Raw genomic sequence first — 26,519 nt, forward strand, 5'->3', positions numbered from 1 at the left:
AATAGAAATATACTTATCAAGCTAACTAAAGTAATTTTGTTCGATAACTTATAAATAAAATTGAATAAGATGAGAATAAATAGGGTAGCGGTATTGATTGGTCTTTTATTAGGTTTTAATCTATTTGCTCAGCAGGAAAACAGTTTTGTTGTAAAACCCTATTTACAAGATGCTGAGCCTACTTCTATTAAAATAATGTGGGAAACTTCGGTAGATGGAGAAAGTGTTGTAGAATGGGGAAGCACTAAAAAATTAGGTAAAAAGACAAAAGGGAATTCTTTTAAAGTAAATTTTGAGGCTTCAAGATTACATGAAGTAACTGTTAAAGGCTTAAAAGATTTTACAACATATTACTACAGGGTAAAAACGGGAAAATTATACTCAGATATTTTTCAATTTAAAACACCTCCAATTTCAGGCAAAGAAGCATCGTTTAATCTAATTGCAATGAGTGATATGCAATACGATAGCAGTCAGCCAGATAAATTTAGAGAAGTGGTAAATGATGGAATTATTACTTATTTAAAGAATGAGTTTGATGGAGCTTTACCAGATAATTTAGCTCTGGTTATGATTCCTGGAGATTTGGTTAAAAGTGGAGCGATATATGATCAGTGGCATAGTCAGTTTTTTAAACCTTCTGAAGAATTATTTGCAGAAGTTCCTGTATATCCAGTGTTAGGAAATCACGAAAACAACTCACTTTTTTACTTTAAATATTTTAGTCTACCAGAAAATGGAGATCCTGCATTTGCAGAACATTGGTGGTATAAAGATTATGGAAATGTTCGTATTATCGGATTGGATTCTAATGATCATTATCGGAAAGTTTCAGAACAGTATTCTTGGTTAAAAAATGTATTAAATAAAACAGCTGATAACGAGCATATAGATTTTGTTTTTGTTCAGTTACATCACCCATATAAATCCGAATTATGGATTCCTGGAGAAACAGATTATACAGGTAAAGTGGTTCAGTTATTAGAAGAATTTTCTGATAAAACAGGAAAACCAAGTATTCACTTTTTTGGTCATACCCATGGCTATTCAAGAGGGCAATCAAGAGATCACAAACATTTGTGGGTAAATGTAGCTTCAGCAGGAGGAGCTATTGATAATTGGGGAGAATTTGAAGGACGTGACTATGATGAATTTACAGTAACACAAGACGAATATGGATTTGTAGTAATGAATGTAGACCCAAATTCAAAAGATCCTAAAATAACCCTAAAACGTATTAGTAGAGGGAATGTACAAACTCCTAAAAAGAATGAGTTAACAGATAGTATTACTGTCTATAAAAAATCAATGAAACCTAAAATGCCTTTGTTAGTTACTCCTTTAGATGTAACAATTGATGTGGCTAATGTTTACTTAAAAGCTTCTCCTTTTGTAGGAGGAAGAAAAGAAAGTAAACACGGAGCTTCACAATGGCAAATAGCCACTACAAGTGATTTTGTTAAACCAATTATAAACAGTTGGAAGCAATATGAAAATTGGTATTATAACGAAAATCGTCAGAAAAATGATGATTTAACAGATGAGTTGGTGGAAAGATTAGAGCCTAAAACAACTTATTATTGGCGTGTTCGTTATAGAGATCAAAATTTAAATTGGAGTGATTGGTCTGAGGTGGCTATGTTTAAAACAAAATAAGGTTTGTTAAAATTGAATAAGCCATAAAATTATTTAGGATATCATATCAATACCCGAATTGTTGTAACTGTAAAGTACAGGATAGTTAATCAATCTAAATTAATTATTATTGATGTTCTTAAAATGATAAGGACTTAATTTATACGATTGATATGCTACATAAAATGAAAAATTTATACCTTTTAATAATCACAATATTATTAGTGTCTTGTGAAGAAAAAAAACAAGAAAATCCTCAAAAAGATTTATTTCCAGATGGGACAGAAATATCAGAATGGTTTTTAGATCACTCAAAAATAAACCCATCAGATTTAGGAAAGTTTTATACCATTACAGATTATGGAGTAAAGCATGATAGTACTTTGTTGCAAACAGAAGCTATTCAGAATACTATTGACGAAGCCTATAGAAATGGAGGAGGAGTTGTTGTGATTCCCGAAGGTGTTTATTTAAGTGGAGCTTTGTTTTTTAAACCAAATACACATTTACATGTAGTTAAAGGGGGAAAGTTAAAAGGGTCTAATAATATTGATGATTATCCCTTTTTACCTTCTAGAATTGAAGGACAAAGTATTGAATACTTTTCAGCATTAATCAACGTAAAAGCGGTTGATGGGTTTACCATAACGGGTAATGGAATTATTGACGGAAACGGATTAGAATATTGGAAAGCTTTTTGGCAAAGACGTGAAGAAAATCCTAAGTGCACCAATTTAGAAGTATCAAGACCTAGACTGGTTTTTATTTGGAAATCTAACAATGTTCAATTGCAAGATGTAACCTTACAAAACTCAGGATTCTGGTCAAGTCACTATTACCAATGTAACAACGTGAAAATTCTAGATTTACGAATTACATCTCCACATAAACCTGTAAAAGCACCAAGTACAGATGCTATAGATATTGATGTTTGTAACAACGTGTTGGTAAAAGGATGTTACATGGCAGTAAATGATGATGCCATTGCTTTAAAAGGAGGAAAAGGTCCTTGGGCAGATAAAGATGCAAGTAATGGTGAAAACACCAATATTATTATAGAAGATTGTGAGTTTGGTTTTTGTCATGCTGCTTTAACCAACGGAAGTGAAGCTATTCACAACAAAAATATTTTAATGCGTAACTGTAAAGTGGTTGATGCAAAACGTTTATTATGGTTAAAAATGAGACCAGATACAGCACAACATTACGAATATATTACTGTCGAAAATATTACAGGTCAAGCACACAGTTTTATTTACATTAAACCTTGGACTCAATTTTTTGATTTAAAAGGACGTAAAGATGTTCCATTGTCTTATTCTGATCATATTACCATGAGAAATATTGATTTAGAATGTGATATTTTTTATGACATGAATATTACGGAATATGATAAATTATCAGATTTTACATTTGAAAATATCAAGGTAAAAGCTGAAAATGGAGACTATGATAAATCTATCATTAACGGAGTTACTTTTAACAATGTAGAAGTAAATGGAAAGATGATGGAGTAAAGGATATTTAATTCAAAAAAAGCCAGAGAATGATTTATTCTCTGGCTTTTTTGTTGATAGCGGTAGGTGTGTAAATTAAATTTACTGCACAATAATTTTCCTGTTTACAGAGGCATTATTTGTCCTAATTTCAAGAATGTAGATACCACTATTTTTAGGAGTGGTCATTCTGTTTATCCCTGCTTTTATTTGTTGCTTAGTTATTACACTACCTGCTAAATTATAAAGTGTAGCAGTTGCTTTTTCAACAGTGCTTTCTAGTGTGATTTTAAGATCTTGTCCTCGTTCAATAGGGTTAGGATTCGTGTTTAAAAATGCATCAAAAAGGTTGACTTTAGAATTAGAAAGGTTTTTGTTATTTGTTAACTTTAAAACATCATTTTCATTCAAAGCATAATTATAAATTCTAAAATCATCATATTTATGATTGCAGTATGGATCAGTGGACCATTGTGATTTTCCTAAATAATTCTGAGAGGTACTTCCTAGGTCAGAAGGGTTAATGGTCATGTTCGTATTGGTTCCCACCGCTACTCCGTTAATGTATAAAACACCTTCTAGTCCGTTTTGAGTAATTGTAATATGATACCATTCATCTTTATTCATTGTTAAGTTTCCATTTATTTGAACTTCATCCCCATTATTTTTAATTCCAAATCTAACTGTATTTCCACTACTTTTTGAAGTTAAAAACATGTATTTATTAGTTCCATTACCAAAATCAAAGATTCTATTCCATGTAGTGTTTTCTGATAATTTTACCCATGTGGCAATGGTAAAATCGGTTAATGATGAAACAATATTATCTCCTAATTCTACATACGATTGGTTACTCTCAGACAGAGCGATAGCATAACCGTTAGGTGCAGTAGTCCATTGACTATTGTTTTTAAGCTCTGCATGATATCCTCCCCATTGATCAAAAGCTACAGTTCCATTATTTTCGTTAAAATTAAAAAGTGCATGTTGTCCATTTTTAGGAGTTGCACTTAAAGCAACAGACAAAGGCCCTGTTCCTTTAGTGTTGGTAGCTTCTACTTTGTAAAAATAGGTTTCGTTATTGTTTAAACTATTTATGTCTTTGTAGAATGTTCCAGAATGATTGCTAGCTATTGCTGTATATGTCCCATTTTCTGAAGTTGAACGATAAATATTGTAATGTACATCGTAAGCAAAACCCCAGCTTAATACAACTGTATTGTCTCCAGAGGATATATATAAATTCTCTACAGCCATAGGACTATTTATGGTTGGTGTAGTAACAGGAATTGTTTCTGATGCTGCTGATTGTGGATTACTATTTAGAGAGGTTACATAGTAATAATAAGAAGTAGCTTCCGATAAATTTTCATCTTTATAAATATTAATGGTTTCAGCTTCTCCATTTTTTGGAGTATAGTTGAATTGTTCTTCAATCAATTCAAAAGGTCCTTCGCTATTATTGGCTCTGTAAATATTATAGGTAAGAGCTCCCTGAGCATCGTTCCAAGGTAATTGAACAATACCCGCAGACAATGCTTCGGCATTTAATTGTGGTGCATCTGCAACCTGATCGATAGTGATGTTGGCCTCATGAGAGTAAGCAGATTCGGTATCTTTATAACTTACTGCTTTAATTCTATAAGTAGCAGACTTGTAGTTAATAGGGTCGTTAAATGTTACCGTTCCTCCAATTTCATAATCATTATTCATATTCACGGTTCCTACTATAGTAAATTCTTCTTCAAGATTTGCTTTACGTTCTATAATGTAGCTTTTTCCAGTTTCTCCGTTATGATCGTACCATGTTAATGTGGTAGACTGGTAGTCTGAAGAAATATTGCTTGATAGCCATCCTGGAGCAACTTTCCATTGGTGATTGTATTCGTTGGTCTTTTTGAATCCAACTTCTGATTTAAAGTTACCAAACATTTCTCCGGCTGGAGTTAATTCACCGTTTAATTCAAGTGTTCTAGCATCGTTCACCCAATTGTATAAAAAGTGATGTTCTACCAAATCGTTGCTTTCAAAATAAGTTAAAATTTCTTGTAATTTATTTTTTTGGCGTTCTGCATTCGCAGCAGTTAAAGGTAACGATACTGTTTGTTCATTTCCTCCATCGTCTAAAATAGAGTTTTCATGTACATCTAGTCTAGTTCCTGTATTGTCTGGCCATTTGCTAGCATCGGCACTATTGGTCCAGTTAGCTCCATTGTTCCATTCGGTAATCCAAACGGGTCTATTTCCAATAGAAGCTGCTCCAATGTTCCAATCCCATCATCCAGTGTTTTGATCTTGATAAGCGTGAAAAGCAACAAAGTCTACACGGTAATTTAGTAAATCGCAAATAGACATAAATTCATTAAGCCAAGAACTGGTTATTGATGCAGGTGCTGGAGAACTAATTCGTAAACCAGATTTAAATAATTCTGGCCATTGCGTTATTGCAGAGGTCACAGTCATATTTGCTTGATCGGGTCTTGCAGGCTCGTTATATCCTAAAACGTGTGTAACATTGCTTCTGTTATTAATGGTGCTAAAAGAATCCCAACCTAAGTTGTGCCTCATTGGAACATATAGCACATCTGGGGTTTCTGTAGTTCCTCCAGCAGACCAATCATAAACAATACTTGCGTTTGCTTGGTCATTTGCAGTTCCATCTAATCTTCCTGCTGTTCCTTTTTTAGAGCTCCATTGCCATTAAAAAACTCTGATAAACGAAATAAAACTTTGATTATTTGTTGCACTAGCTACAAAACCTTCAGGCAAGCTTGTAATGTTTAAATCTTCATCATTAGCAATCAATATTTTACTAAAACCTGTTCCATTGCTGTTGTTGGCAAAAGTAACCGAAAATCCTTTTTTAAGTTTAAAAGATTTAATGTTGTTGTTAAAATTTCCTAAATCATTATGATACGTGTGAATTTCATAAGATTGAGAATCTCCTCCAAAATTTTCTTCGGAATAAATGGTTAATGCGTTTTGTTCTGTTGTTTTCCGTTAGGGATGATCACAGAACCAGATCCGTAAATAGCTACACGATCGGTTTGTATATTAAAAGTACTTCCATTAATTTTTACATGGTCTAGCAAATCGTTTTCTTCGTTTAAAAATGTAGAAGGTTTTATGCTTTCTAGGTATAACCAAGCATTGTTAGAGGTTAAATTAATAGTGCTATTTCTCAAAGCATCAGAAGCAGTTAAATGAATTTCAGAGTTTCCGCTAATTGTTACATCGGCATTGATAAAACGCTCTATTTGATAGTTTTCATCTTTAATACTAATAGGAGTTTTAGAAGCATTGCTAATGCTTACTGGTGCATAGGCTCCAGAACTATCAAAAGTAATTGATGCTACTTGTATATTTACAGCACCATCAGTATAATTTTTACCAACAATAATTCTTGGAGATGCTTCAAATTTTTTAAGATTTAAGTTTCCTGTAAACCAAATACCTTCTCCGTTATTTTTAAATAAAATATAGTAGGTCCCTGCAGTAGTAGTGGTAAAGGATAAGCTTTGTAAATCAGTTTTTTATTATCGTTTGTAGCAAAGGTAGAGTTTGTTTCGGCAATAATATTTTGACAAGTATTTTCTTGACTGACAGCAACATTAAAAGTGCCTGAAGTTCCGTTTCCCCAATAGGTATGCAAAAAGTTTAAGTTGTAAGTGGTATTGGTTTCTAAGGTAACGGGATAATAATATGCAGATCCGTTGGTAACTCCGCTTTCCCAACGCATCATCATAAAATAAGTGTTTTCGGTATAAGTACTTCCGTTATAAGTAAGTTGGTTGTTAAGAGAGTTGATATATCTTACTCCACTTCCACTATTAGGAGTGTTCCATGGCACAGCACCAGCTCCGTTGTTACTCCATCCTGCATCGTAAGGAGTTTGAGTACTTAGGTTTCCAAATGCATTTTCTGTAATGTTAGGTCCTGATGTTAGGTTAGAGATATCTGGATTGGTTTTTTCTTGTCCGTTTTCAATATTATATATAGAGGTTAAATCTTTAGAATCTATATAGGTCCCATTTTGGTAAATATGAACTTTAGTTCCTTCTATAGCATAACGAATGGTTTGTTCCTGACTAGAAGAAAAATTAAGTATATAGGAGCTTGTTAATGGGGCAGACCATTGAAAATCAATAGTATTAGCAGAGGTTCTAAAGCCTGTAAAATCTTCTTTTCTAAAATCTACATCTAAACCTCTACCTGTGGCCGAAGTAATAGTTGCTTTCACTTCAAGCGACATGTTTTGAGAACTTGTAAAAGGAATTAAAACAGTATCTACTTCACTAACACTATAAAGGTTAGATTGTTCTTTAATTGAGAGGGAAGTGTTTCTTTTTCTTGTAAAATAGGTGTTTGAGCATGTAGCTGGCTAGCTAATAAGCCGATAGCAATTTTTACAAAGAGTAATTTTCTTTTCATTTTCGTTTTATGATTAATTTTTAAAAACTAAACTACTAGACCTGTGTGATTTATACCCAATACAAATAAGTCATTTTAAGATAACAATTCAATTAAACAGACTCTTTTTTATTTTTTTAGATATTCTGAAGGGGTGCATCCAAACTGTTCTTTGAAACACTTTCTGAAATATACCTGACTGTTAATTCCGACTTTATATGCTATTTCTGTTAGATTATATTTTTTTTCTTGAAGCAATTTTTCGGATTCTATCATTTTTATTTTACGAATAAATTCAGTTGTAGAAAGATCGGTGATGGCTTTCATTTTTCTGTAAAGAGTAGAATTACTCATAAACATTTGATCTGATAAAAACTGAACATCTACTGTTTTTTCTGAAATATTATCTGTAATTATTCGGGTAGCTTTTTCTATAAAATCTTTATCTAAACCACTAAGCGCATTTGTTTGTTCTTTGATGTTAGAAATTGTATTTAATAGGTTTGTACTATTGCTATATGCTTTTGCAAGTATTTGTCTTTGTGTTAATAAGTTTTTTAATCTGCTTTTTAGTAAGTTAGAGCTGAAAGGCTTGGTTAAGTAAGAATCAGCACCAGAAGTATACCCTTCTTCTTTACTTAAAGAAGAATCTTTTGCCGTGAGTAAAATAATTGGAATGTGACAGGTTCGTATATCTTCTTTTAACTTTTTACACAATTCAAATCCGTCCATTTCAGGCATCATAACATCACTAATAATAATATCAGGAATGTTGTCTAAAGCCATGTGGAGTCCTTGTTTTCCATTGTTAGCAATCTGCACTTCATAAGTGGTGTTTAATTCATCGTATATATACTCACATATATCTTTGTTATCTTCAATAACCAATACTACGGTATCATCTATTTTGTAATCTTCATCAAAAGTTTCTACTTCCTCTTGTGGAATTTCATCTTCTTCATATTTTTCATCAGTTGTATGAGCAGCGTTAGGATAAGTGTTGTTTAGTTTTAAAAAGAAAGAAATGGAAGTTCCAATACCTAGAGAGCTATTTGCTGTTAGAAATCCTTCATGCAAGGTGACTAAATTTTTAACTAAAGCCAAACCAATACCCGTTCCAGCATGGTGTTGTTCTCCTTCTTTTTGATAGTATCTATCGAATATTTTAGGTAAATCATTTTTACTAATTCCAGTACCAGTGTCTTTTACGTTTATTTCAACATATTCTTCATCGTTTTTTTCTACGATGGCTAGCTGTATATTAATGCTTCCTTGTTGAGTGTATTTTGTAGCATTAGACATTAGGTTGTCTATAATCATATTAATAGCTTCCTGATCAAAATGCATGTAGATTTCAGGTGGAGTTGCTTTTATAGAGATTGTAACGTTTGGGTTTTGATTCAATTCTTTAAAACGAATTGCAATTTCTTTTACAGTAGTAACCACATCTGCTTTAACAATTACAAGATTTTTATTTGATGTTTCGGTTTTTCTAAAATCTAACAAACGGTTTACCAAATTTTTTAAACGTACAGTATTTTTGTGAATAAGCAGAAGTCTTTTTTTGTCTTTATCAGACAAAGTAGCACTGTTTAAAATATCTTCAATAGGGCCTGAAATTAACGTTAATGGGGTGCGTAGTTCATGAGTAATATTGGTGTAAAACTTTATACGTTCTAGGTTCAATTCAATATCCTTTTGATGCTGCTGTTTTTCAGATTTATATAAATATTCTACTTTTATTTTTCGTTCTCTATAAAACATTAAGCCTAATGAAATGATAAAAACAATAGTAATATAAAGTAATTTAGCCCACCATGATAACCAAATAGGAGGATGCACATTGATGTTTAATTGACGGTAATTTTTACTCCAATCTTGGTTTCTTACTCTAGAGCGAAGTAATAGTTGATACCTTCCTGAGGCCACATTTCTAAAAGGAATTTCATTGGTTCCTTGTACAGGATACCAAGAGTTTGATAAGCCCTTAAGCATGTAAGAATAATCTACCTTATTTTTTTGAGCATAGTTTTTAATGGCAAAAGAAACTTTAAAATTATTTTGTTTATAATTAAGGTTGATTTCATTTTTTCCAGAAATAAACGCTTGTTTTTTATCTATAAACTGACCTTTTATGGGTTCGTAAACTTCTAAAAGAGTAAAAAATGGTTTGAGAGGCTCTTTTTTTTCTAGTACTTTATCTGGGGTAAAAAAGCAAACACCATGTAAAGAACCAAAGAAAAGTTGATTGATTTTGTTTTTTAAAACACATGCAGATGAAAAACTACTAAGATTTATGTTATCTTTATAGCTATAATTAAAAGTAGTATTGTTTCTTGTAATACAGCTAAGTCCTTTATTTCTACTATACCATATATTATTGTTTCCGTCTTCAATGATAGCTCTTATGTTTTTTGATTTGGCATACACTTGATATTTATTATTGTATTTATCATTTAACATAATTAATCCATCTCCTGTAGCCACCCAAATATTATTTTTAGCGTCTTTATATATATGGTTTATTATATTAGATATAAAATTAGACTGAGTATGGTAGCTTTTAATTAATTTAAATTCTTTCGAATAAACTCTCATTCCTATTCCATAAGTTCCTATTAAAATATTATCATATTGATCTATTACAATGGATCTAATAAGACCTTCTTTGATTTCTAATTTTTTAATAAATCGAGAGGTATTCGCATCAAATAGAAAAACACCATTGTCATTAGTACCGACCATTATTATTCCTTCTGAAGTCTCACAAATAGCGGTGATATCACTGTTTTTATATATATTAGGTAGAATTTGTTTGGCTTTGTTATTTTTTTTGTTGTAATAAATAACACCACCATGCATCACACCAAACCATAAATTATTGTGTTTATCAGTATGGATAGCTTGTACAGTATTTAGATTTAGAGAGTTGTTATGTAATGTGAAACGTTTTATTTTATTGTTTTTTAGCTTATAGACACCTGCTCCATATGTACCAATCCAAAGTGTTTCATCTTTGTCTTGAGAAATAGATAAAATAGAATTAGCTATTGAGCTTTCTTTAGTGTCTTTTTTTGAAATATTTAAGTTGTTAAATAGTTGTTGTTTTTTCGATAAAAAATTAGCACCACCTCCCCATGTTCCTGTCCAAACATTATTAAATTTATCTTGATATAAACAACGAGTATTTAAAGATGATAATCTGTCATTAAAAGATTGATGACCTATTTTGGTTATTTCAAGATCTGTAATTGAAGTCAAAAATAATTGAGATAGATTGATTTTTACGATACCATCAAATCTAGTAGAGACCCATAAATGATCGTCTTTAAAATGAGCAATATCAGTAATCCACATTGAAAGTGGTCCTCCATCTTTTCCAAAATTGGTAAACTTTTTAGTAATAGGATTAAACAAAGCAAGACCTTTGGAAGTACCTACCCAAATACCTCCTGACTTATCTTTGTAAACACATCTTACATCATTACTAGGAATTGTGTTTTTGTCGTTTGGCTTATGTTGATAATTTTGAGATTGTTTGGTTTTTAAATTAATGATTGATAAGCCAGCATCTTTATGACCAATGTATAAATTATTATTGCCATCATCTACAACACTCCAAGCATAATTACTAACAAGACTTTTAATTGTTTGCTTATTATAATGTGTAAATTGGTGGTTACTTTTATCAAAATAATCTACTCCGCTATTATAGGTTGCTAGCCATAAATTACCATTAAGAGAGGTTTCTATATCTGTAACAGCATTAGATATTATTGTGTTTTGTCCATTGTTTTGTTTATAGGTAGTAAATGTATTAGTAGCATAATTATAAGCGCATAGACCATCTCTTTTGGTAGCAATCCATAATATTTTTTCGGTTGAGTCATCAACAATTTTGTTTAAATCGTTCCCACTAACACTGTTTTGTCCATTTTGGTTTTTGTGAAAAGTTACTACATTACTACCATCATATCTGTTAAGTCCTTCCTCAGTGGCAAACCAAATATATCCTTCTTTGTCTCCTTCAATCGCAACCACATAATCATTAGATAACCCATCTGCCATATTTAATTGATCTATGGTGTAAGATTGTGAAAAGCTAAAGTGGACAAAGATGAATGAAAAGGCGAAGATTAAATAGCTTTTTTTCATGGTTTCAAAATTATCATTTTTTTTAATAATATACATGATTAAGATCGGTTTGCTTGATATAGTATTGGTATTTGAATGATTTGTGTACCATTTGTTTTAGTGGATGCGAGTATTTTTACAAAACCATTTATGGTTGTTTGATAATAAATAATAGTGTTAAAAAAATATTAAGATAACTGTTATTTTGTTATTTATTATTATAAGTGGTTGGAAAACTAATTAATCATTTAAACTTTAAAAACATGAAAAGGAGACTTTTATTATTATTAATGTTTCTGCCCTTGTGTATTTTTGCACAAGCCCAAATATCGGTTTCTGGTAAAGTAACATCAGCATCCGATAACATGCCTTTACCAGGAGCCACTGTATTGGTAAAAGGAACATCAAACGGAGTAATGACAGATTTTGATGGAAATTATACAATAAGTAATTTATCTAATGGGGCTGTCCTAGTTTTTACTTATGTAGGAATGACTACTCAAGAAATTAATATTGCTAATGAAAAACAGATAGATGTAGCTTTAAAAAGTGAAAATGTAAATCTTGAAGAGGTGGTTATTGTGGGGTATGGTTCAATGCGTAAAAAAGATTTAACAGGAGCAGTAGTTCAAATAAAACCAGATAAATTGGCTAATGAGAATCCACAGACAGTACAAGATGTTTTACGTGGAGTTCCAGGGTTAAAAGTAGGATATTCTGCAGATGCTAAAGGAGGAGGATCCTTACAAGTTCGTGGGCAAACTTCAGTTTATAATGAGGGGGGACACAATTCACCTCTTATTATTTTAGATGGTATGCAGTTTTATGGAGAACTCTCTGAAATAAATCCAGATGACATAGGGCAGATAGATGTTCTAAAAGATGCATCTGCAACTGCAGTATATGGTTCTAAAGCCTCTGCTGGTGTAATAATTATTACATCTAAAAAAGGAAAAAAAGGAAAACCAGTAATTAATGTGAATTCTAATATAGCTATAAATACCAAAAGTGCTTATAGAGATCTATACGATACCGATGGATATTTAAAATATCGTGAAGATTGGGAAACAACAAAAACATATGGCTATAATGCTACAACTGGCAATTACGAGGCTTATGCAGCATCAGACCGTGCGGGTCAGATAGGATATTTTTCAAATCCTAATAATTTAAGTCAATATGGAATAACTCAAGAGGAATGGCTTGCTTATCAGCCGGCTGTAGAAACAGACGGTAGAGATCTAAGAGAAATTTGGGGAAGAAGACTAGGGTTGCGAGAAGGTGTTATTTTAGATAATTTTATGACAGGTAAAACACATGATTGGTATGATAGTACTTTTAGAACAGGGATTAATAGAGATAATAATGTAAGTGTTTCTGGAGCAGGTGATAAGGTTAATTATTATATGTCCTTAGGGTATCTATCTGCTGAAGGTGCCATAAAAGGTAATGATTACAGTACAGTTCGTGCTAAAGTGAATGTTAATGCTAATATTACTAATTGGTTAGAATTTGGAGTTAATGTTAATTTTCAAGATCGTACAGATGGTGATATTAGAGTTGGAACGGGTACTAATTACTGGGATGCCAATATGTTGAGAAATAGTCCTTACGCTAATTTTACTAATGAAAATGGAGAATATGTTAGACAGCCTATGGGAGCTGAAATAGGGGGGTATAATTATTACTATGATCGTCAGTTTATTGAGCTGGAAAAAGGATATTCAGTATTAAATACAATTTTCAACACAAAAGTTAGTTTACCTTTTGGTATTACATATTCTTTCAATGCTTCTCCACGCTATCAACATTTTTATGATAGATATTTTCAATCATCAGTTCATGAGGGTTGGAATGCTGCAGATGTTGGTGTTAATAGAGCTAATGGAAAAAGATTTGATTGGAACTTGAATAATACAGTTACCTGGGATTACACTTTTAATAAGAAACATCATGTAGTTGCTACTTTTGTTCAAGAAGCAGAAGAACGTCGTTCATGGAGTGATGTTATAAATGCAAGAAATATTCAGCCATCGGATGCTTTAGGCTTTCATAATACTTCTAATGCTACACTAGATAATAGTTCTTTCTCAACTACTGACACACATCAAACAGCTGATGGTTTAATGGGAAGACTTTTTTATTCTTACGACGACCGTTATATGTTGACAGGAACTTTACGTAGAGATGGTTATTCTGCTTTTGGAGCTTCTAATCCTTATGCTACATTTCCTTCAATAGCTTTGGGATGGAACATTAATGAGGAGAATTGGTTTAAATGGGATGTAATGAATAGAGCTAAACTTAGAGTTTCATGGGGAAAGAATGGAAACAGATCCTTAGCAGATCCTTATGTTTCCTTAGCTAATTTAGGTTCTGGTACAGGTGCTACTATGGGATATATTGACGCATCAGGAGATGTCGTAGATGTTAAATATTTAGGTATAGAAAGAATGGCTAATCCTAACTTGCAATGGGAGAAAACAGTCTCAACAAATATTGGTTTTGACTATGGATTTTTAAATAATCGTATTTCGGGATCTATAGATGTTTATAATTCTATAACCAATGATATGATTATGGGGCAGCGTTTACCTAGTTTTTCAGGGTTTGGATCAATAACTACAAACTTAGGGGAGGTACAAAATCAAGGTTTTGAATTAAGCATTAATTCAATTAATATACAAAAAGAAAACTTTGAGTGGCGTACAAATTTTGCTTTAACTTATAACAACAATAAAATTAATGCGCTATACGGAGATATGGAAGATATCTTAGATACTAATGGAAATGTAATTGGAAAAAAAGAACGTGATGATATAAGTAATGGATGGTTTATTGGACAACCAATTTCTGCTATATGGGATTATGAAGTTATAGGTATTTGGCAGAAAGATGAATGGGAGGAAGCAGAAAAATACGGACAACGACCAGGAGATCCAAAAGTGGCAAATCACTATACAGAAGATGATAAAGAGGATGGTACTCCTGTGTACAATGATAATGATAAAAAGTTTTTAGGACAAACGGCTCCACCAGTTAACTGGTCATTACGTAATGAGTTTACTTTCTTTAAAAATTGGGATGCTTCTATTAATATGTACTCTTATATGGGACATAAATCTTTAAACGGAAACTATTTAAATAGATTTAACGGAGGTAGTTTGTATACTAATAATTATAATGCTTTTGTAAACCCATATTGGACAGTTGATAATCCAACAAATGACTGGGCTAGGCTTGATGCTGTTATTCCTGCTGGTGCAAGTGCAAGTAAGTTATACAATAGAACTTTTATTAGGTTAGACAACATTGCATTGGCTTATACATTACCAAGAGTTATTTCAAATCGTTGGAATATTCAGAAATTAAAGGTTTCTGCCTCGGTTCGTAATGTGGCTACATGGGCAGCAGATTGGAAGTATTTTGGAGACCCTGAAACAGGAGGCTTAGCTACCCGCACGTTTAATTTAGGAATTAACATAACCCTTTAAAATCACAAAACAATGAAAAAAAGATATTTAAAAAATAAAATTTCTAAACTAGCACTTATTTCAGTAAGTGTAATAAGTTTGATATCATGTTCTGAAGATTTTTTAGAGCCTGATCCACTTTCATTTTATGAACCTGAAACTACATTTACAACAGAGTCTGGTTTACAGGCAACTATTGCTATTGCAGACAGAGCTCTAAGACATTTTTGGATTCATTACAGTTTTGCTTCTAATAGTGTGCCTATAGGGACAGAATATGTGTTTTCAGATATGGCAAAATATGGTAAAACTGATGCAGGTAGAACTTCAGCAGATTATGCTAATATTGTAACCCCTACAGGAAGTTTTAACATAGGTACCAATGACGGTATATATCTTGGATTTTATTGGGATCAAGGATATACTGGAATAAAGTATGCAAATACTGTTTTAACTTATATTGACCAAGTACAAGGTTTAACAGAGGAAGTTAAGAATAAATACAAGGGACAAGCTTATTTTCATAGAGCATATAGGTATCTTAATTTAGTATACCAGTATGGTGATATACCGTTGATTACTAAAATATTAGAGGTTCCGAAGCAGAATTATAAATCAACTCAAAAAGAAGCTATTATAGAGATGATTACTGCAGATATGGAAAAGGCAGTAGATTGGGTTCCTGCTCAGTCTGAGTTACCTTATCTTGGGTTAGTTAATAAAGCCGCTTGTCGTCAGTTATTAATAAAATGTTATTTAGCATCTGGAAGATTTAAAGATGCTGAAGATCAGGCCGATATTTTAATAGAACAATCTGGTTTAAGTTTAGTGCAGTCTTCTTTTGGAACATTTGATAAAGGAGGTAATGAACAAACTTGGCCTATTACAAGAAATGTAATTTGGGATTTACATACACCAGAAAATAAAGTTGTGTCTGCAAATACAGAAGCCATCATGGTTTTGCCAAACTCAGGAGCTCAGTCCTTCGTAGGTTTTAACTCGATGCGTATTTTTGGTCCGTTTTGGAACTCAGGTAATATTACTACTCCAACAGACGGTAAAAGAGGAGCGAATCGTTACGCTTCAAATAATTCAAATTATAACGTAAATTATGATTACACAAGAGCATTTGGACGTGGTATAGCTACTATTAGTGCCTCTTACTATTCGCAAGAGACTATGTGGAATGTTAATGGGGTAGAGGATAATGATGATTTAAGACATAACAGTACTGTAGGAAATTGGGTTAATATGGAAGATTTAAAATATAGTGATCCAACTTCAGTAGATTATGATACCAATTTTAGAATGTATAATGATATTGGTAATTTATTAGTTAAGGATAGTATTCGTGATTGGTTTGATTTTCCTTTGTATAAAATATATTTACACGATGTTGTAAGTGAAGGTAATGCTAACGCAAATGATTTCCAAGGGGCCTCTACGGGAAGTACAGCACATTGGTACTTATACAGATTAGCAGAGACATATTTACTACGAGCAGAAGCTCGTTTTTATCAAGGAAATATTGGTGGAGCGACTCAAGATGTTAATACAATAAGACAAAGAGCAGGTGCTTCAGAAATGTATGGAACTGTAACAATTGGTGATATTTGTGCAGAAAGAGGTAGAGAGTTATATTTAGAAGAGTGGAGAAATGTTGAACTTACTCGTATTTCACATTGTTTAGCAATGAGTGGTAAGCCTGATGAATGGGGAAACACTTATGATGTTAATACTTGGGATAAACAAGCAGGAACGGATGAAGTAGGAGGAAGCTACTGGTATCAACGTATTGTTCACTACACTTTATATAATAAACACCCTAATGGAGTTGTTGTTCCAAACAATACATTATTATATTCAATGGATAAACGTAATGTTTATTGGCCAATACCAAATAGCGCAATAACAGCTAATACAAAAGGTCAGCTAAGTCAGAATTTTGGTTATGATGGTTATGATCCGAATGTAAAAGTTTGGGATAATTGGGAGGACGCAGTTGCAGATGAAGATGTTATTGAATAAATAGATAGTAGTTAGTAAAAAAAAAGTAGACTTTAAGTTTGTTAAAGTCTACTTTTTTAAATTTTCAAATCATGAAGAAATTATTGTTGATCTTTCAATTATTGTTGATATTAGTATCCTGTAAATCAATAAGTAAAACTCATAAAGAAAAAGAAGTTGTTGAATTAATTCAAAAGGTAAATATTCATTGGATTGATACGCATACAAAACATGGAAATGCTTTTTGGAATAGAGCAGCATATCATACAGGTAATATCGAAGCTTATAAAGTGACAAAGGATGATAAGTTTTTAATATATAGTCTAGAGTGGGCAAAGAATAATGAATGGAAAGGAGCAAAGTCAAACAATAAATCTGAATGGAAATATTCTTATGGAGAATCCAAAAATTACGTATTATTTGGAGATTACCAAATATGTTTTCAGGTATATGTGGATTTGTATGAAATTGAACCATCTCCAGAGAAAATAGCTAGAGCTATCGAGGTAATGGAGTATCAAATGAGTACAGATAGAAACGATTATTGGTGGTGGTCTGATGGTTTGTATATGGTAATGCCGGTAATGACTCGCCTATATAAGATTACAGGTAATGAATTGTATTTGGAAAAGTTATATGAGTATTGGTCTTATGCAAACAGTATTATGTGGGATGAAGAGGCTGGTTTGTATTACAGGGATGCAAAATATGTCTATCCAAAACATAAATCGATCAATGGAAAGAAAGATTTCTGGGCTCGTGGAGATGGTTGGGTGTTTGCAGCTTTTTGTAGAGTGTTAAATGATTTACCAAAAGAGAATAAGCATAGAACTGAATATATTAATCATTATAAAAAAATGGCAGCTGCGTTAAAATTGTGCCAACAAGAAGAAGGGTATTGGACGAGAAGTATGTTAGATCCGCAACATGCTCCTGGGCGAGAAACTAGTGGTACGGCTTTTTTTACATATGCTTTTATGTGGGGAATTAATAATGGTGTGATAGATGAATCTGAATATGGTGAAGTAGTGGAAAAAGGATGGGATTATTTAGAAAATATAGCAGTACAGAAAAATGGTAGTGTAGGGTATGTTCAACCTATAGGAGAACGAGCAATTCCTGGTCAAGTAGTAGATGTAAAATCCACAGCTGATTTTGGAGTAGGAGCATTTTTACTCGCAGCTTCAGAGCGTCTTAGATATTTAAGAAAATAATTTTATAAACTATGATTAATCTTATTCTCTTTTTAACAGAGAAAATCAATATAAAATTGTAATATGAGAAATTATTCAGTTTGTTTTATATATCACATGAAATAAAAATGAAATCATGAAAAATATTTTTACAATTGTTTTCACAATTCTTTTTGGGGTTCAAGGGTATAGTCAAAAAACTCCAAAAACAATCACTGAAGAAGGAGCTTGGTGTTGGTTTGCAGATCCTAGAGCTATTTCTTACAAAAACAATAGCGGAACCATTGATGCTACGTATGTTGGTTATATTGATGTGCATGGAAGTATAAAAGCTACCCAAATCAATCATTTAACCCATACTACTAAGGAGGTGCTGATTAGATCTTACTTTCAACCAGACGATCATAACAATCCAACTTTTTTAGTTTTGCCCGATGAACGTGTAATGGTATTTTATTCTCGTCATACAGATGAGTCTTGTTTTTATTATAGAGTTTCTAAAAAGCCAGGAGATATTACAAGTTTAGGAAAAGAATTTAGGTTAGAAACAAAGAATAACACTACTTATCCATCTCCATTTATTTTATCGGATGATCCAGAGCATATTTATTTGTGTTGGAGAGGAATCAATTGGCATCCAACTATTGCTCGTTTAACCATTCCTGACAAAGAAGATAACGTTCAATTTGATTGGGGTCCTTACCAAATGATAAAATCATTAAATGGTAAAGGAGGCGTTCGTCCTTATGCTAAATATATAAGCAATGGAAAAGATAAAATTTATGTAGCCTATACCACCAATCACCCTGATAATGGCGAGGTGAATTACATCTATTTTAATTATTTTGATGTGAATACCAAAAGTTTAAATGATATTAAAGATACTTATTTGTCAAAGGTAGAAGAGGGGGCTTTTTCTGTGGATTTATCAGAAGAGTATCAAAAAGAATATCCTTTAACAATTGTAGATGATACTAAAAATAGAAATTGGCTTTGGGAAGTTTCTATGGATGAGCAAGGTTATCCTATTATTGCTACTGTTCGAATTAACAAAAACAAAACCTCTCATGATTATTTTCACAGTCGTTGGAATGGAACCGCATGGCAGCAAACTTTTTTAACCAATGCAGCAGGTCATTTTCATCAATCACCCAATATAGAAAAATGTTACAGTGCAGGAATGGCTATTGATAAATCTAATCCTTTTGTTATTTATGCATCAGAACCTATAGAAGGAAAATTTGGAAAGAAATATGAATTGATGAAATATACAGTTTCAAAAGAAGGAAGTATTGCATCAAAAGAACAGCTTACTTTTAATTCTGAAAAAAATAATTCTAGACCTTTTGCCATTGATAATCAACAAAAGGATTTGCAATTGGTTTGGATGTATGGGGATTATTATGATTGGATGGTGAGTAAAACCAGACCTCAAGGATATCCTACCGCTATTAGAACTTTTATGGAAGTTCCTTCACAGAAGTTAGATTTAGATAAAGGATTGATTAAAACTTCAGAAACAGCCAAAAAACTAAAGTTTAAAAAATTAAAATCATTCACCATTGCTTTAGAGATAAACATGAATAAAGAAGCTTATTCTGGTGAGATTTTTAAAACCAATGCTTTTAGTTTTGCAGTTACAGAGAGAGATTTACCCAAACCATATTTTTTAATTGATGAAGATAAAAAGGTAAGTGAAAACGTATTTGGTTCTTCGGATACTTGGCAACAAAAAAATAGAAGTACTTCTGGACAATGGTATACACCTTCTAAATATGGTGAATTAAAACTTGTAGTCACTTACAATAATGGAAAGTTAACAAGTTACATAAACGGATTAATTGATCAGGTAATTGAGGTAAAAAAACTAAAAATAAAAGACCTTAGTTTTGATGATTTTAAAGGAACCATTTCAGGCGTAAAAGTTTATAAAAGAGCTTTGTCTCAAGATGAGATTAAAAACTTTTAGAATTAATGAATTTAAATAAAAAAAGGGATGATTAGCAATCATCCCTTTTTTTATTCTTCTTTTTTAATTTTAGCAACCTCATCTTCAGTTACTATTTTTTCGTTTTTATTTCCCCAAGTGTTAGTAATATAATTCATCACATCGGCAACTTCATCATCACTCAACCCCATTGGAGTCATGTTACTATTGTATTTTATACCGTTAACAGTAATTAAACCATTTAATCCGTATTTAATAGCTCTGATACTTTTTTCTCTGTTGTTTTTTAAAAAATCAGATTTTGCTAATGGAGGATATACTCTAGGAACTCCTTCTCCCGTAGGTTGATGACAGGTTACACAAAAATCAGAATATATTTCAGCACCTCTGACCATGCTTTTTTTTAGTGCTTCTGTTTGTTGTGCGTTCATCATACTCGTAAAACCAATCGCTACGAATAAGGTTGGTAATATTTTTTTCATATTTTTATTTTTTAGATATTATTTTTAAAATTCCTTTACCTTCTACAGCGATGTATAAAAATCCATCAGGCCCTTGTTTTACATTTCTAACACGACCAATTTTCTCAAATAATTTTTCTCGTTTTACTACTTTGTCGTTCTCTAAAACCAAACGTTCTAAATATTGAAACTTTAAAGATCCAACCATTAAATTATTGTTCCATTCAGGGTATTGGGTTGAATTTACAAATGCCATTCCACTTGGAGCGATAGAAGGAACCCAATAAAAAAGAGGTTGTTCCATTCCTTCTTTTTCGGTGATGTCAGTAAATGAAGTACCATTATAATTAATTCCATAAGAAATAACTGGCCAACCGTAATTTTTTCCTTTTTGAATAATATTAATTTCATCACCTCCTTGTGGCCCGTGCTCATGTTCCCAAATAGCTCCCGTAATAGGGTTTTTAATCAGGCCTTGTGGATTTCTGTGTCCGTAACTGTAAATTGCTTTTTTTGCATTCTCAGTGTTTACAAAAGGATTGTCTTTAGGAATGCTTCCATCGTCATTTAATCTATATATTTTTCCACAATCTCTTGTAATATCTTGCGGGTTGATGTCTCTTTCACCACGTTCCCCAATAGAAAAATAAATATGATTATCATCGTCAAATACAATTCGAGAACCAAAATGCTGTCCTTTTTTAGAATTAGGATTGGCTTTATATAAAACCTCTTGATGAACCAAAGCATTGTCTTTTAGTTGAGCTCTCATAATGGCAGTATTCCCGCCAGTTTCTTCTCCTTCAGTTGATGCATAAGAAATGTAAATCCATCCATTTTTAGCATAATTTGGGTGTAGTTTAATATCCATCAAACCACCTTGATACCTTACATATACTTCTGGAACACCAGTAATATTTATTTTTATTCCGTTTTTAAAATGAATCAGTTCACCAGATTTTTCGGTGATTAACATACTTCCATCTGGTAAAAAATCCATTCCCCAAGGGATGTTGATGTCTGGAACCACAATTTCTGTAGTGTAATTTAAATCAATAGGAGAAATGACTTTTACAGAGGATTCTGTTTGTTGCGCACAAGAAATACAGGCAATAAATAAAAAGATGATTATTGAAAAATAATGTTTCATAAAAAGAGGTTTAGAGATATAAATATACTTGTAAATTAATTAAAAAAAGAAGGATAAGTATTCTTATTAAGGTGTTTGTAAACAAGTTTTTCTATAAATGTTGTTTGTAAATTATAAAAGTGATGTCTTCTAGCTTTGAATTCAAATATTTCATTAAGTTTGCAAGTGTGTTTTGTACACTTGGCGAGTGTTGTCATAATCATTTATCAAATAATATAACATTTCAATTTAGTTTGGGTGTAATTATTAGAAGCACATATTTAAAAAAGTAACACAATTATTAAATAAATAAGACAATGAAATTTTTTATTGACACAGCAAATTTAGATCAAATTAAAGAAGCTCAAGATTTAGGAGTTTTAGATGGAGTAACGACAAATCCATCTTTAATGGCTAAAGAAGGTATTACGGGAGCAGACAAAATTTTACAACACTATCGTGATATTTGCGATGCTGTTGATGGAGATGTATCTGCAGAAGTGATTGCTACAGATTTTGAAGGAATGATTAAAGAAGGAGAGGTTTTAGCGGCTTTAAATCCACAAATTGTTGTAAAACTACCTATGATTGCAGCGGGAGTAAAGGCTTGTAAATATTTTTCGGACAAAGGAATAAAAACAAATGTAACGTTGGTTTTCTCTGTAGGTCAGGCACTTTTAGCCGCAAAAGCAGGAGCTACTTATGTATCTCCTTTCTTAGGACGTTTGGATGATATTTCTACAGATGGATTACATTTAATTGAAGAAATTAGACACGTATACGATAACTACGGTTTTGAAACACAAATTTTATCAGCATCAGTACGTAATACGATGCATGTAATTAACTGTGCAAAGATTGGAAGTGATGTCATGACAGGACCATTATCATCAATTACCGGATTGTTAAAACATCCTTTAACAGATAGCGGATTGGCTCAATTCTTAGCGGATTACCAAAAAGGAAATTAGTAGAAATAAAATAATATAAAGGAAAAGGGGGTTATAATTTTAAATAAAAATTATCCCCTTTCTTTTTGTCGTATTTTTCTTGATCAAACTGATATAGGAATGATCCTTTAGTAGAAGAAGTCATGTCTTTTTCGTTTAGTTTGATTAAAATATCCATGGAATTAATTTTGTTGATAAAATTTCTTTTATCTAATTTTTTATCTAAAATAGCTTCATACAATTTTTGCAATTGTCTCATGGTAAACTTTTCAGGTAAAAGTTCAAAACCAATGGGGGTTATAGAGGTTCTTCTTCTTAATCTTCTAATTGCTTTTTTAACCATTTCATTATGATCAAAAATTAAATCAGGAATTTCAGAAAGGCTAAACCACTGTGCATTGTATTGTTGTGTTAACTCTTGATTGTGTTTTTCAATATTAATAATAGCATAATAAGAAGTGGAAATAGTTCTGGCTACAGGATCACGATCTAAATCACTAAAAGAGTAAAGTTGTTCCTGGTAAATATCATGCATTCCTGTTAGCCTATGTAAAATTCTATCAGCAGCATTGTCTAAGGTTTCATTAGATTTTAAAAACCCTCCCATCAAAGACCATTTTCCTCTTTCAGGTTCAAAATCTCTTTTGATTAAAAGTACTTTTAAATCTTCATCATCAAATCCAAAAATAATACAATCTACAGCAAGAAAAACCCTATCATCAAGATTATAACCAGTATACATGTTTTAATTAATTTTATGCAAATATAAGTTTTTTAATGGGAAGTTTGTTTCAATAGTCTTGTAAGTGTGTTAGGTACATTTAATTAGTAAATGTTTGTTTATATTAATTATTTGTTATTATTTTACAAGTGTCGCATTGACATTTATAACAGGCTTCAAAATCAATTTTAGCATTTCTGTAAATTAGTGATGATGAAATAGGTTATGTCAATTTTGGAGTTAGCCATTACATTTTTTAGATAAGTTTTATCGCTATAAAAAAGAAAATTAGGAAGTAGAAATATAAAATCAAACTATAAATAAACCAATAATGATGTTTAGAGGCAAGTCACTTTTATTAAATTTTGTTGTAATTTTTATGACAACAGCAAGTAGTTTTTCACAGGAAAATATTACAGAAATAACACTTAATGTTGATGAAAAAGCTCCAGTAATTAGCAAACATATTTACGGTCATTTTGCTGAACATTTAGGAAGATGTATTTATGATGGATTTTATGTAGGTGATTCTTCTTCCATAGCAAATACAAATGGTGTTCGTAATGATATTGTTGAGGCACTTAAAGAATTACAAATTCCTAACTTACGTTGGCCTGGAGGTTGTTTTGCAGATACCTATCACTGGAAAGATGGAATTGGTCCTAAAAAAGATAGACCTACTATTGTAAATACTTGGTGGGGAGGAGTTACAGAAGATAATAGTTTTGGTACTCATGACTTTTTAAATATGTGTGAATTGTTAGGAACAGAGCCATATTTATCAGGAAATGTAGGAAGTGGTACTGTGCAAGAATTAGCAGATTGGGTTCAATATACCAATTTTGGAGGAATTAGCCCTATGAGTAAATTACGTGAAGAAAATGGAAGAAAAGAGCCTTGGAAAGTAAAGTTTTGGGGTATTGGTAACGAAGCATGGGGATGTGGTGGTAACATGACTGCTGAGTACTATGCAAATGAGTACCGTAAATACGCAACATTTATTTCTGATTGGGAAAATACAGGAGGATTATTACGTATTGCTTCCGGAGCAAGTAGTGATGATTACCATTGGACAGAAACGTTAATGAAAAATATTCCGAAAAATTTGTTAGGTGGTGTGGCTTTACATCATTACTCAGTAATCAATTGGGGTAAAAAAGGAGATGCGGTAACTTTTACGGATGCTCAGTACTTCAGAACCATGGAAGAGGCATTAAAGATGGAAGAATTGGTAACGAAGCATTCTGCTATTATGGACAAATATGATCCTAAAAAGAAAATTGATTTAATTGTTGATGAATGGGGAGGATGGTATGAAGTTGAAAAAGGTACAAATCCAGGGTTTTTATATCAACAAAATACAATGAGAGATGCACTTTTGGCAGGAGCTACATTAAATATTTTTAACAATCATGCAGATAGAGTTCGTATGGCTAATTTGGCTCAAGCAGTAAATGTTTTACAAGCCGTTATTCTTACAGATAAAGCTAAAATGATTTTAACGCCAACATATCATGTAATGAATATGTATAAGGTTCATCAGGATGCAAAGTTATTACCATTGGCTTTTGAATCTCCTAAATACACTTTTGAAGGAAAGTCATTACCAGCAGTTTCTGTATCGGCATCAAAAGATAGCAAAGGGTCAGTTCATATTTCATTAGTAAATATAGACCCTACAAAAGATAATGAAGTAGAAATCGATATTACAAAGCTTGGACTTAAAAATGTTTCAGGAACTATTTTGACTTCAAAAAACTTAAGAGATTATAACAGTTTTGATGAGCCTGATAAAATTGAGCCACAAAACTTTAAAAAGTTTAAAGTAAAAAAAAGAATATTAAAAGTAACAATTCCGGCTTTTTCAGTAATCGTTTTAGAAGGAAACTAATTCATATAAAAAACATCAAAAAACATCAATAAAGATTAATCTTTATTGATGTTTTTTTGTTTTAGACTTTAAATAATAGCTTTTATGAAAAATTCTATATTAATCTCATCAGTGATATTCTTAATGATATCTTGTAATACAATTAAAAATAATAACGTTGTTGAAGCAGAAAAAGTTCAAATACCTTTAAAACTTAACAATCCTATTATTACAGATAAGTATACAGCTGATGCTGCTGCTTTGGTTTATAATGATAAAGTGTATTTATATGCAGGTCATGATCAAGCACCAGATAATGTAGAAGGATATAGAATGCATGAATGGCTAGCTTATTCATCATCAGATATGGTAAATTGGGAAGAACATCCAGTACCATTAAAGCCTACAGATTTTAGTTGGGCATCGGGTAGTGCATGGGCATCGCAAGTCATAGAACGTAATGGTAAATTTTATTGGTATGTAACAGTAGAACACGGAAGTATTCACGGAAAAGCCATTGGAGTTGCAATTGCAGATCATCCTTTAGGGCCTTTTAAAGATGCTTTGGGAAGAGCATTAATTACCAATGATATGACTACTGAAACTAAGATTAGTTGGGATGATATAGATCCAACAGTTTGGATTGATGATGATGGACAAGCATATTTATATTGGGGAAACACCGTTTGTCATTATGTGAAATTAAAGGAGAATATGTTGGAGTTTGATGGGCCAATTGAAACGGTTGAACTGCCAAATTACACAGAAGCTCCTTGGATTCATAAAAAAGGAGATTGGTACTATTTATCTTATGCATATCAATTCCCAGAAAAAATAGCTTATGCCATGAGTAAATCTGTAACAGGACCATGGGAGTTCAAAGGAATTTTAAATGAAGTTGCAGGAAATAGCAATACCAATCATCAAGCAATTATTGAATTTAAAGGGAAAGATTATTTTATTTATCATAATGGGAGTATTCCAACACATGGAGGAAGTTTTAGACGTTCTGTTTGTGTAGATAGATTGTACTATAATCCTGATGGAACTATGAAACGCGTGATTATGACTTCAGAAGGAATTCAAGAGTAA

17 protein-coding genes and 1 pseudogene are annotated in these 26,519 nt (G+C 32.0%); 9 read left to right on the top strand and 9 right to left on the bottom strand.

All coding sequences use genetic code 11. The features are described from left to right. Nucleotides 1-69: 69 nt before the first annotated feature. Entirely contained in the window at nucleotides 70-1,656 is a 1,587-nt protein-coding gene (locus QVZ41_RS10790) for a purple acid phosphatase family protein (RefSeq protein WP_302884587.1), read from the top strand. 164 nt (nucleotides 1,657-1,820) lie between these two features. Then, the gene (locus QVZ41_RS10795; protein ID WP_302884588.1) at nucleotides 1,821-3,152 is read left to right on the top strand and encodes a rhamnogalacturonidase; all 1,332 of its coding nucleotides are present in this window, start codon (nucleotides 1,821-1,823) and stop codon (nucleotides 3,150-3,152) included. Between the two features lie 81 nt (nucleotides 3,153-3,233). Here the strand turns inward: QVZ41_RS10795 and QVZ41_RS10800 are convergent, their stop codons facing one another. The 6 genes and pseudogenes from QVZ41_RS10800 to QVZ41_RS10825 all read right to left on the bottom strand — a co-directional run bounded on the left by QVZ41_RS10800 (nucleotide 3,234) and on the right by QVZ41_RS10825 (nucleotide 11,732). After that, on the bottom strand, nucleotides 3,234-5,147 hold the full coding sequence (locus QVZ41_RS10800; protein ID WP_302884589.1) for a LamG-like jellyroll fold domain-containing protein: 1,914 nt from the start codon (nucleotides 5,145-5,147) through the stop codon (nucleotides 3,234-3,236). A 261-nt stretch (nucleotides 5,148-5,408) separates the two neighbouring features. Next, nucleotides 5,409-5,771, bottom strand: a pseudogene (locus QVZ41_RS10805) (glycosyl hydrolase); the annotation flags it as partial. Nucleotides 5,772-6,103: 332 nt separating this feature from the next. Beyond that, the gene (locus QVZ41_RS10810) at nucleotides 6,104-6,316 is read right to left on the bottom strand and encodes a hypothetical protein (protein ID WP_302884590.1); all 213 of its coding nucleotides are present in this window, start codon (nucleotides 6,314-6,316) and stop codon (nucleotides 6,104-6,106) included. Between the two features lie 245 nt (nucleotides 6,317-6,561). Continuing rightward, complete coding sequence (locus QVZ41_RS10815) at nucleotides 6,562-7,383, bottom strand: hypothetical protein (protein ID WP_302884591.1); 822 nt, start codon at nucleotides 7,381-7,383, stop codon at nucleotides 6,562-6,564. A gap of 35 nt (nucleotides 7,384-7,418) precedes the next feature. Continuing rightward, nucleotides 7,419-7,562 (bottom strand): hypothetical protein, encoded by a 144-nt coding sequence (locus QVZ41_RS10820; RefSeq protein ID WP_302884593.1) that lies wholly within the window; start codon nucleotides 7,560-7,562, stop codon nucleotides 7,419-7,421. A gap of 108 nt (nucleotides 7,563-7,670) precedes the next feature. Continuing rightward, entirely contained in the window at nucleotides 7,671-11,732 is a 4,062-nt protein-coding gene (locus QVZ41_RS10825) for a hybrid sensor histidine kinase/response regulator transcription factor (protein ID WP_302884594.1), read from the bottom strand. A gap of 206 nt (nucleotides 11,733-11,938) precedes the next feature. Between QVZ41_RS10825 and QVZ41_RS10830 the strand changes: the two genes are divergently transcribed. The 4 genes from QVZ41_RS10830 (at nucleotide 11,939) to QVZ41_RS10845 (ending at nucleotide 20,317) form a co-directional block, all read left to right on the top strand. After that, on the top strand, nucleotides 11,939-15,169 hold the full coding sequence (locus QVZ41_RS10830) for a SusC/RagA family TonB-linked outer membrane protein (RefSeq protein ID WP_302884595.1): 3,231 nt from the start codon (nucleotides 11,939-11,941) through the stop codon (nucleotides 15,167-15,169). Nucleotides 15,170-15,181: 12 nt separating this feature from the next. Continuing rightward, nucleotides 15,182-17,176 carry a RagB/SusD family nutrient uptake outer membrane protein gene (locus QVZ41_RS10835; protein WP_302884596.1) on the top strand — a complete coding sequence of 665 codons (1,995 nt, stop codon included), beginning with the start codon at nucleotides 15,182-15,184 and terminating at the stop codon, nucleotides 17,174-17,176. Nucleotides 17,177-17,247: 71 nt separating this feature from the next. Beyond that, complete coding sequence (locus tag QVZ41_RS10840; RefSeq protein WP_302884597.1) at nucleotides 17,248-18,369, top strand: glycoside hydrolase family 88/105 protein; 1,122 nt, start codon at nucleotides 17,248-17,250, stop codon at nucleotides 18,367-18,369. 115 nt (nucleotides 18,370-18,484) lie between these two features. After that, on the top strand, nucleotides 18,485-20,317 hold the full coding sequence (locus QVZ41_RS10845; protein ID WP_302884598.1) for a BNR-4 repeat-containing protein: 1,833 nt from the start codon (nucleotides 18,485-18,487) through the stop codon (nucleotides 20,315-20,317). A gap of 50 nt (nucleotides 20,318-20,367) precedes the next feature. On the opposite strand, the gene QVZ41_RS10850 is transcribed toward QVZ41_RS10845, so the two are convergent. Next, nucleotides 20,368-20,778, bottom strand: coding sequence for a c-type cytochrome (locus tag QVZ41_RS10850; protein ID WP_302884599.1), 411 nt, complete (start codon nucleotides 20,776-20,778; stop codon nucleotides 20,368-20,370). A 4-nt stretch (nucleotides 20,779-20,782) separates the two neighbouring features. Beyond that, a complete protein-coding gene (locus QVZ41_RS10855; protein ID WP_302884600.1) occupies nucleotides 20,783-21,907 on the bottom strand; it encodes a PQQ-dependent sugar dehydrogenase in 1,125 nt (374 codons plus the stop codon). A 296-nt stretch (nucleotides 21,908-22,203) separates the two neighbouring features. Here QVZ41_RS10855 and fsa point away from each other — a divergent pair, with 296 nt between their 5' ends. Beyond that, nucleotides 22,204-22,857 (top strand): fructose-6-phosphate aldolase, encoded by a 654-nt coding sequence (gene fsa, locus QVZ41_RS10860; RefSeq protein WP_302884601.1) that lies wholly within the window; start codon nucleotides 22,204-22,206, stop codon nucleotides 22,855-22,857. A gap of 31 nt (nucleotides 22,858-22,888) precedes the next feature. On the opposite strand, the gene QVZ41_RS10865 is transcribed toward fsa, so the two are convergent. Continuing rightward, nucleotides 22,889-23,578, bottom strand: coding sequence for an NUDIX hydrolase (locus QVZ41_RS10865; RefSeq protein WP_302884602.1), 690 nt, complete (start codon nucleotides 23,576-23,578; stop codon nucleotides 22,889-22,891). Nucleotides 23,579-23,936: 358 nt separating this feature from the next. Between QVZ41_RS10865 and QVZ41_RS10870 the strand changes: the two genes are divergently transcribed. Both QVZ41_RS10870 and QVZ41_RS10875 read left to right on the top strand, forming a co-directional pair. Next, complete coding sequence (locus QVZ41_RS10870) at nucleotides 23,937-25,448, top strand: alpha-N-arabinofuranosidase (RefSeq protein WP_302884603.1); 1,512 nt, start codon at nucleotides 23,937-23,939, stop codon at nucleotides 25,446-25,448. Between the two features lie 84 nt (nucleotides 25,449-25,532). Further along, the gene (locus QVZ41_RS10875; protein ID WP_302884604.1) at nucleotides 25,533-26,519 is read left to right on the top strand and encodes a glycoside hydrolase family 43 protein; all 987 of its coding nucleotides are present in this window, start codon (nucleotides 25,533-25,535) and stop codon (nucleotides 26,517-26,519) included.

Origin of the sequence: Wenyingzhuangia gilva (assembly GCF_030519655.1) — a bacterium.
Classification (GTDB): Bacteria; Bacteroidota; Bacteroidia; order Flavobacteriales; family Flavobacteriaceae; genus Wenyingzhuangia; species Wenyingzhuangia gilva.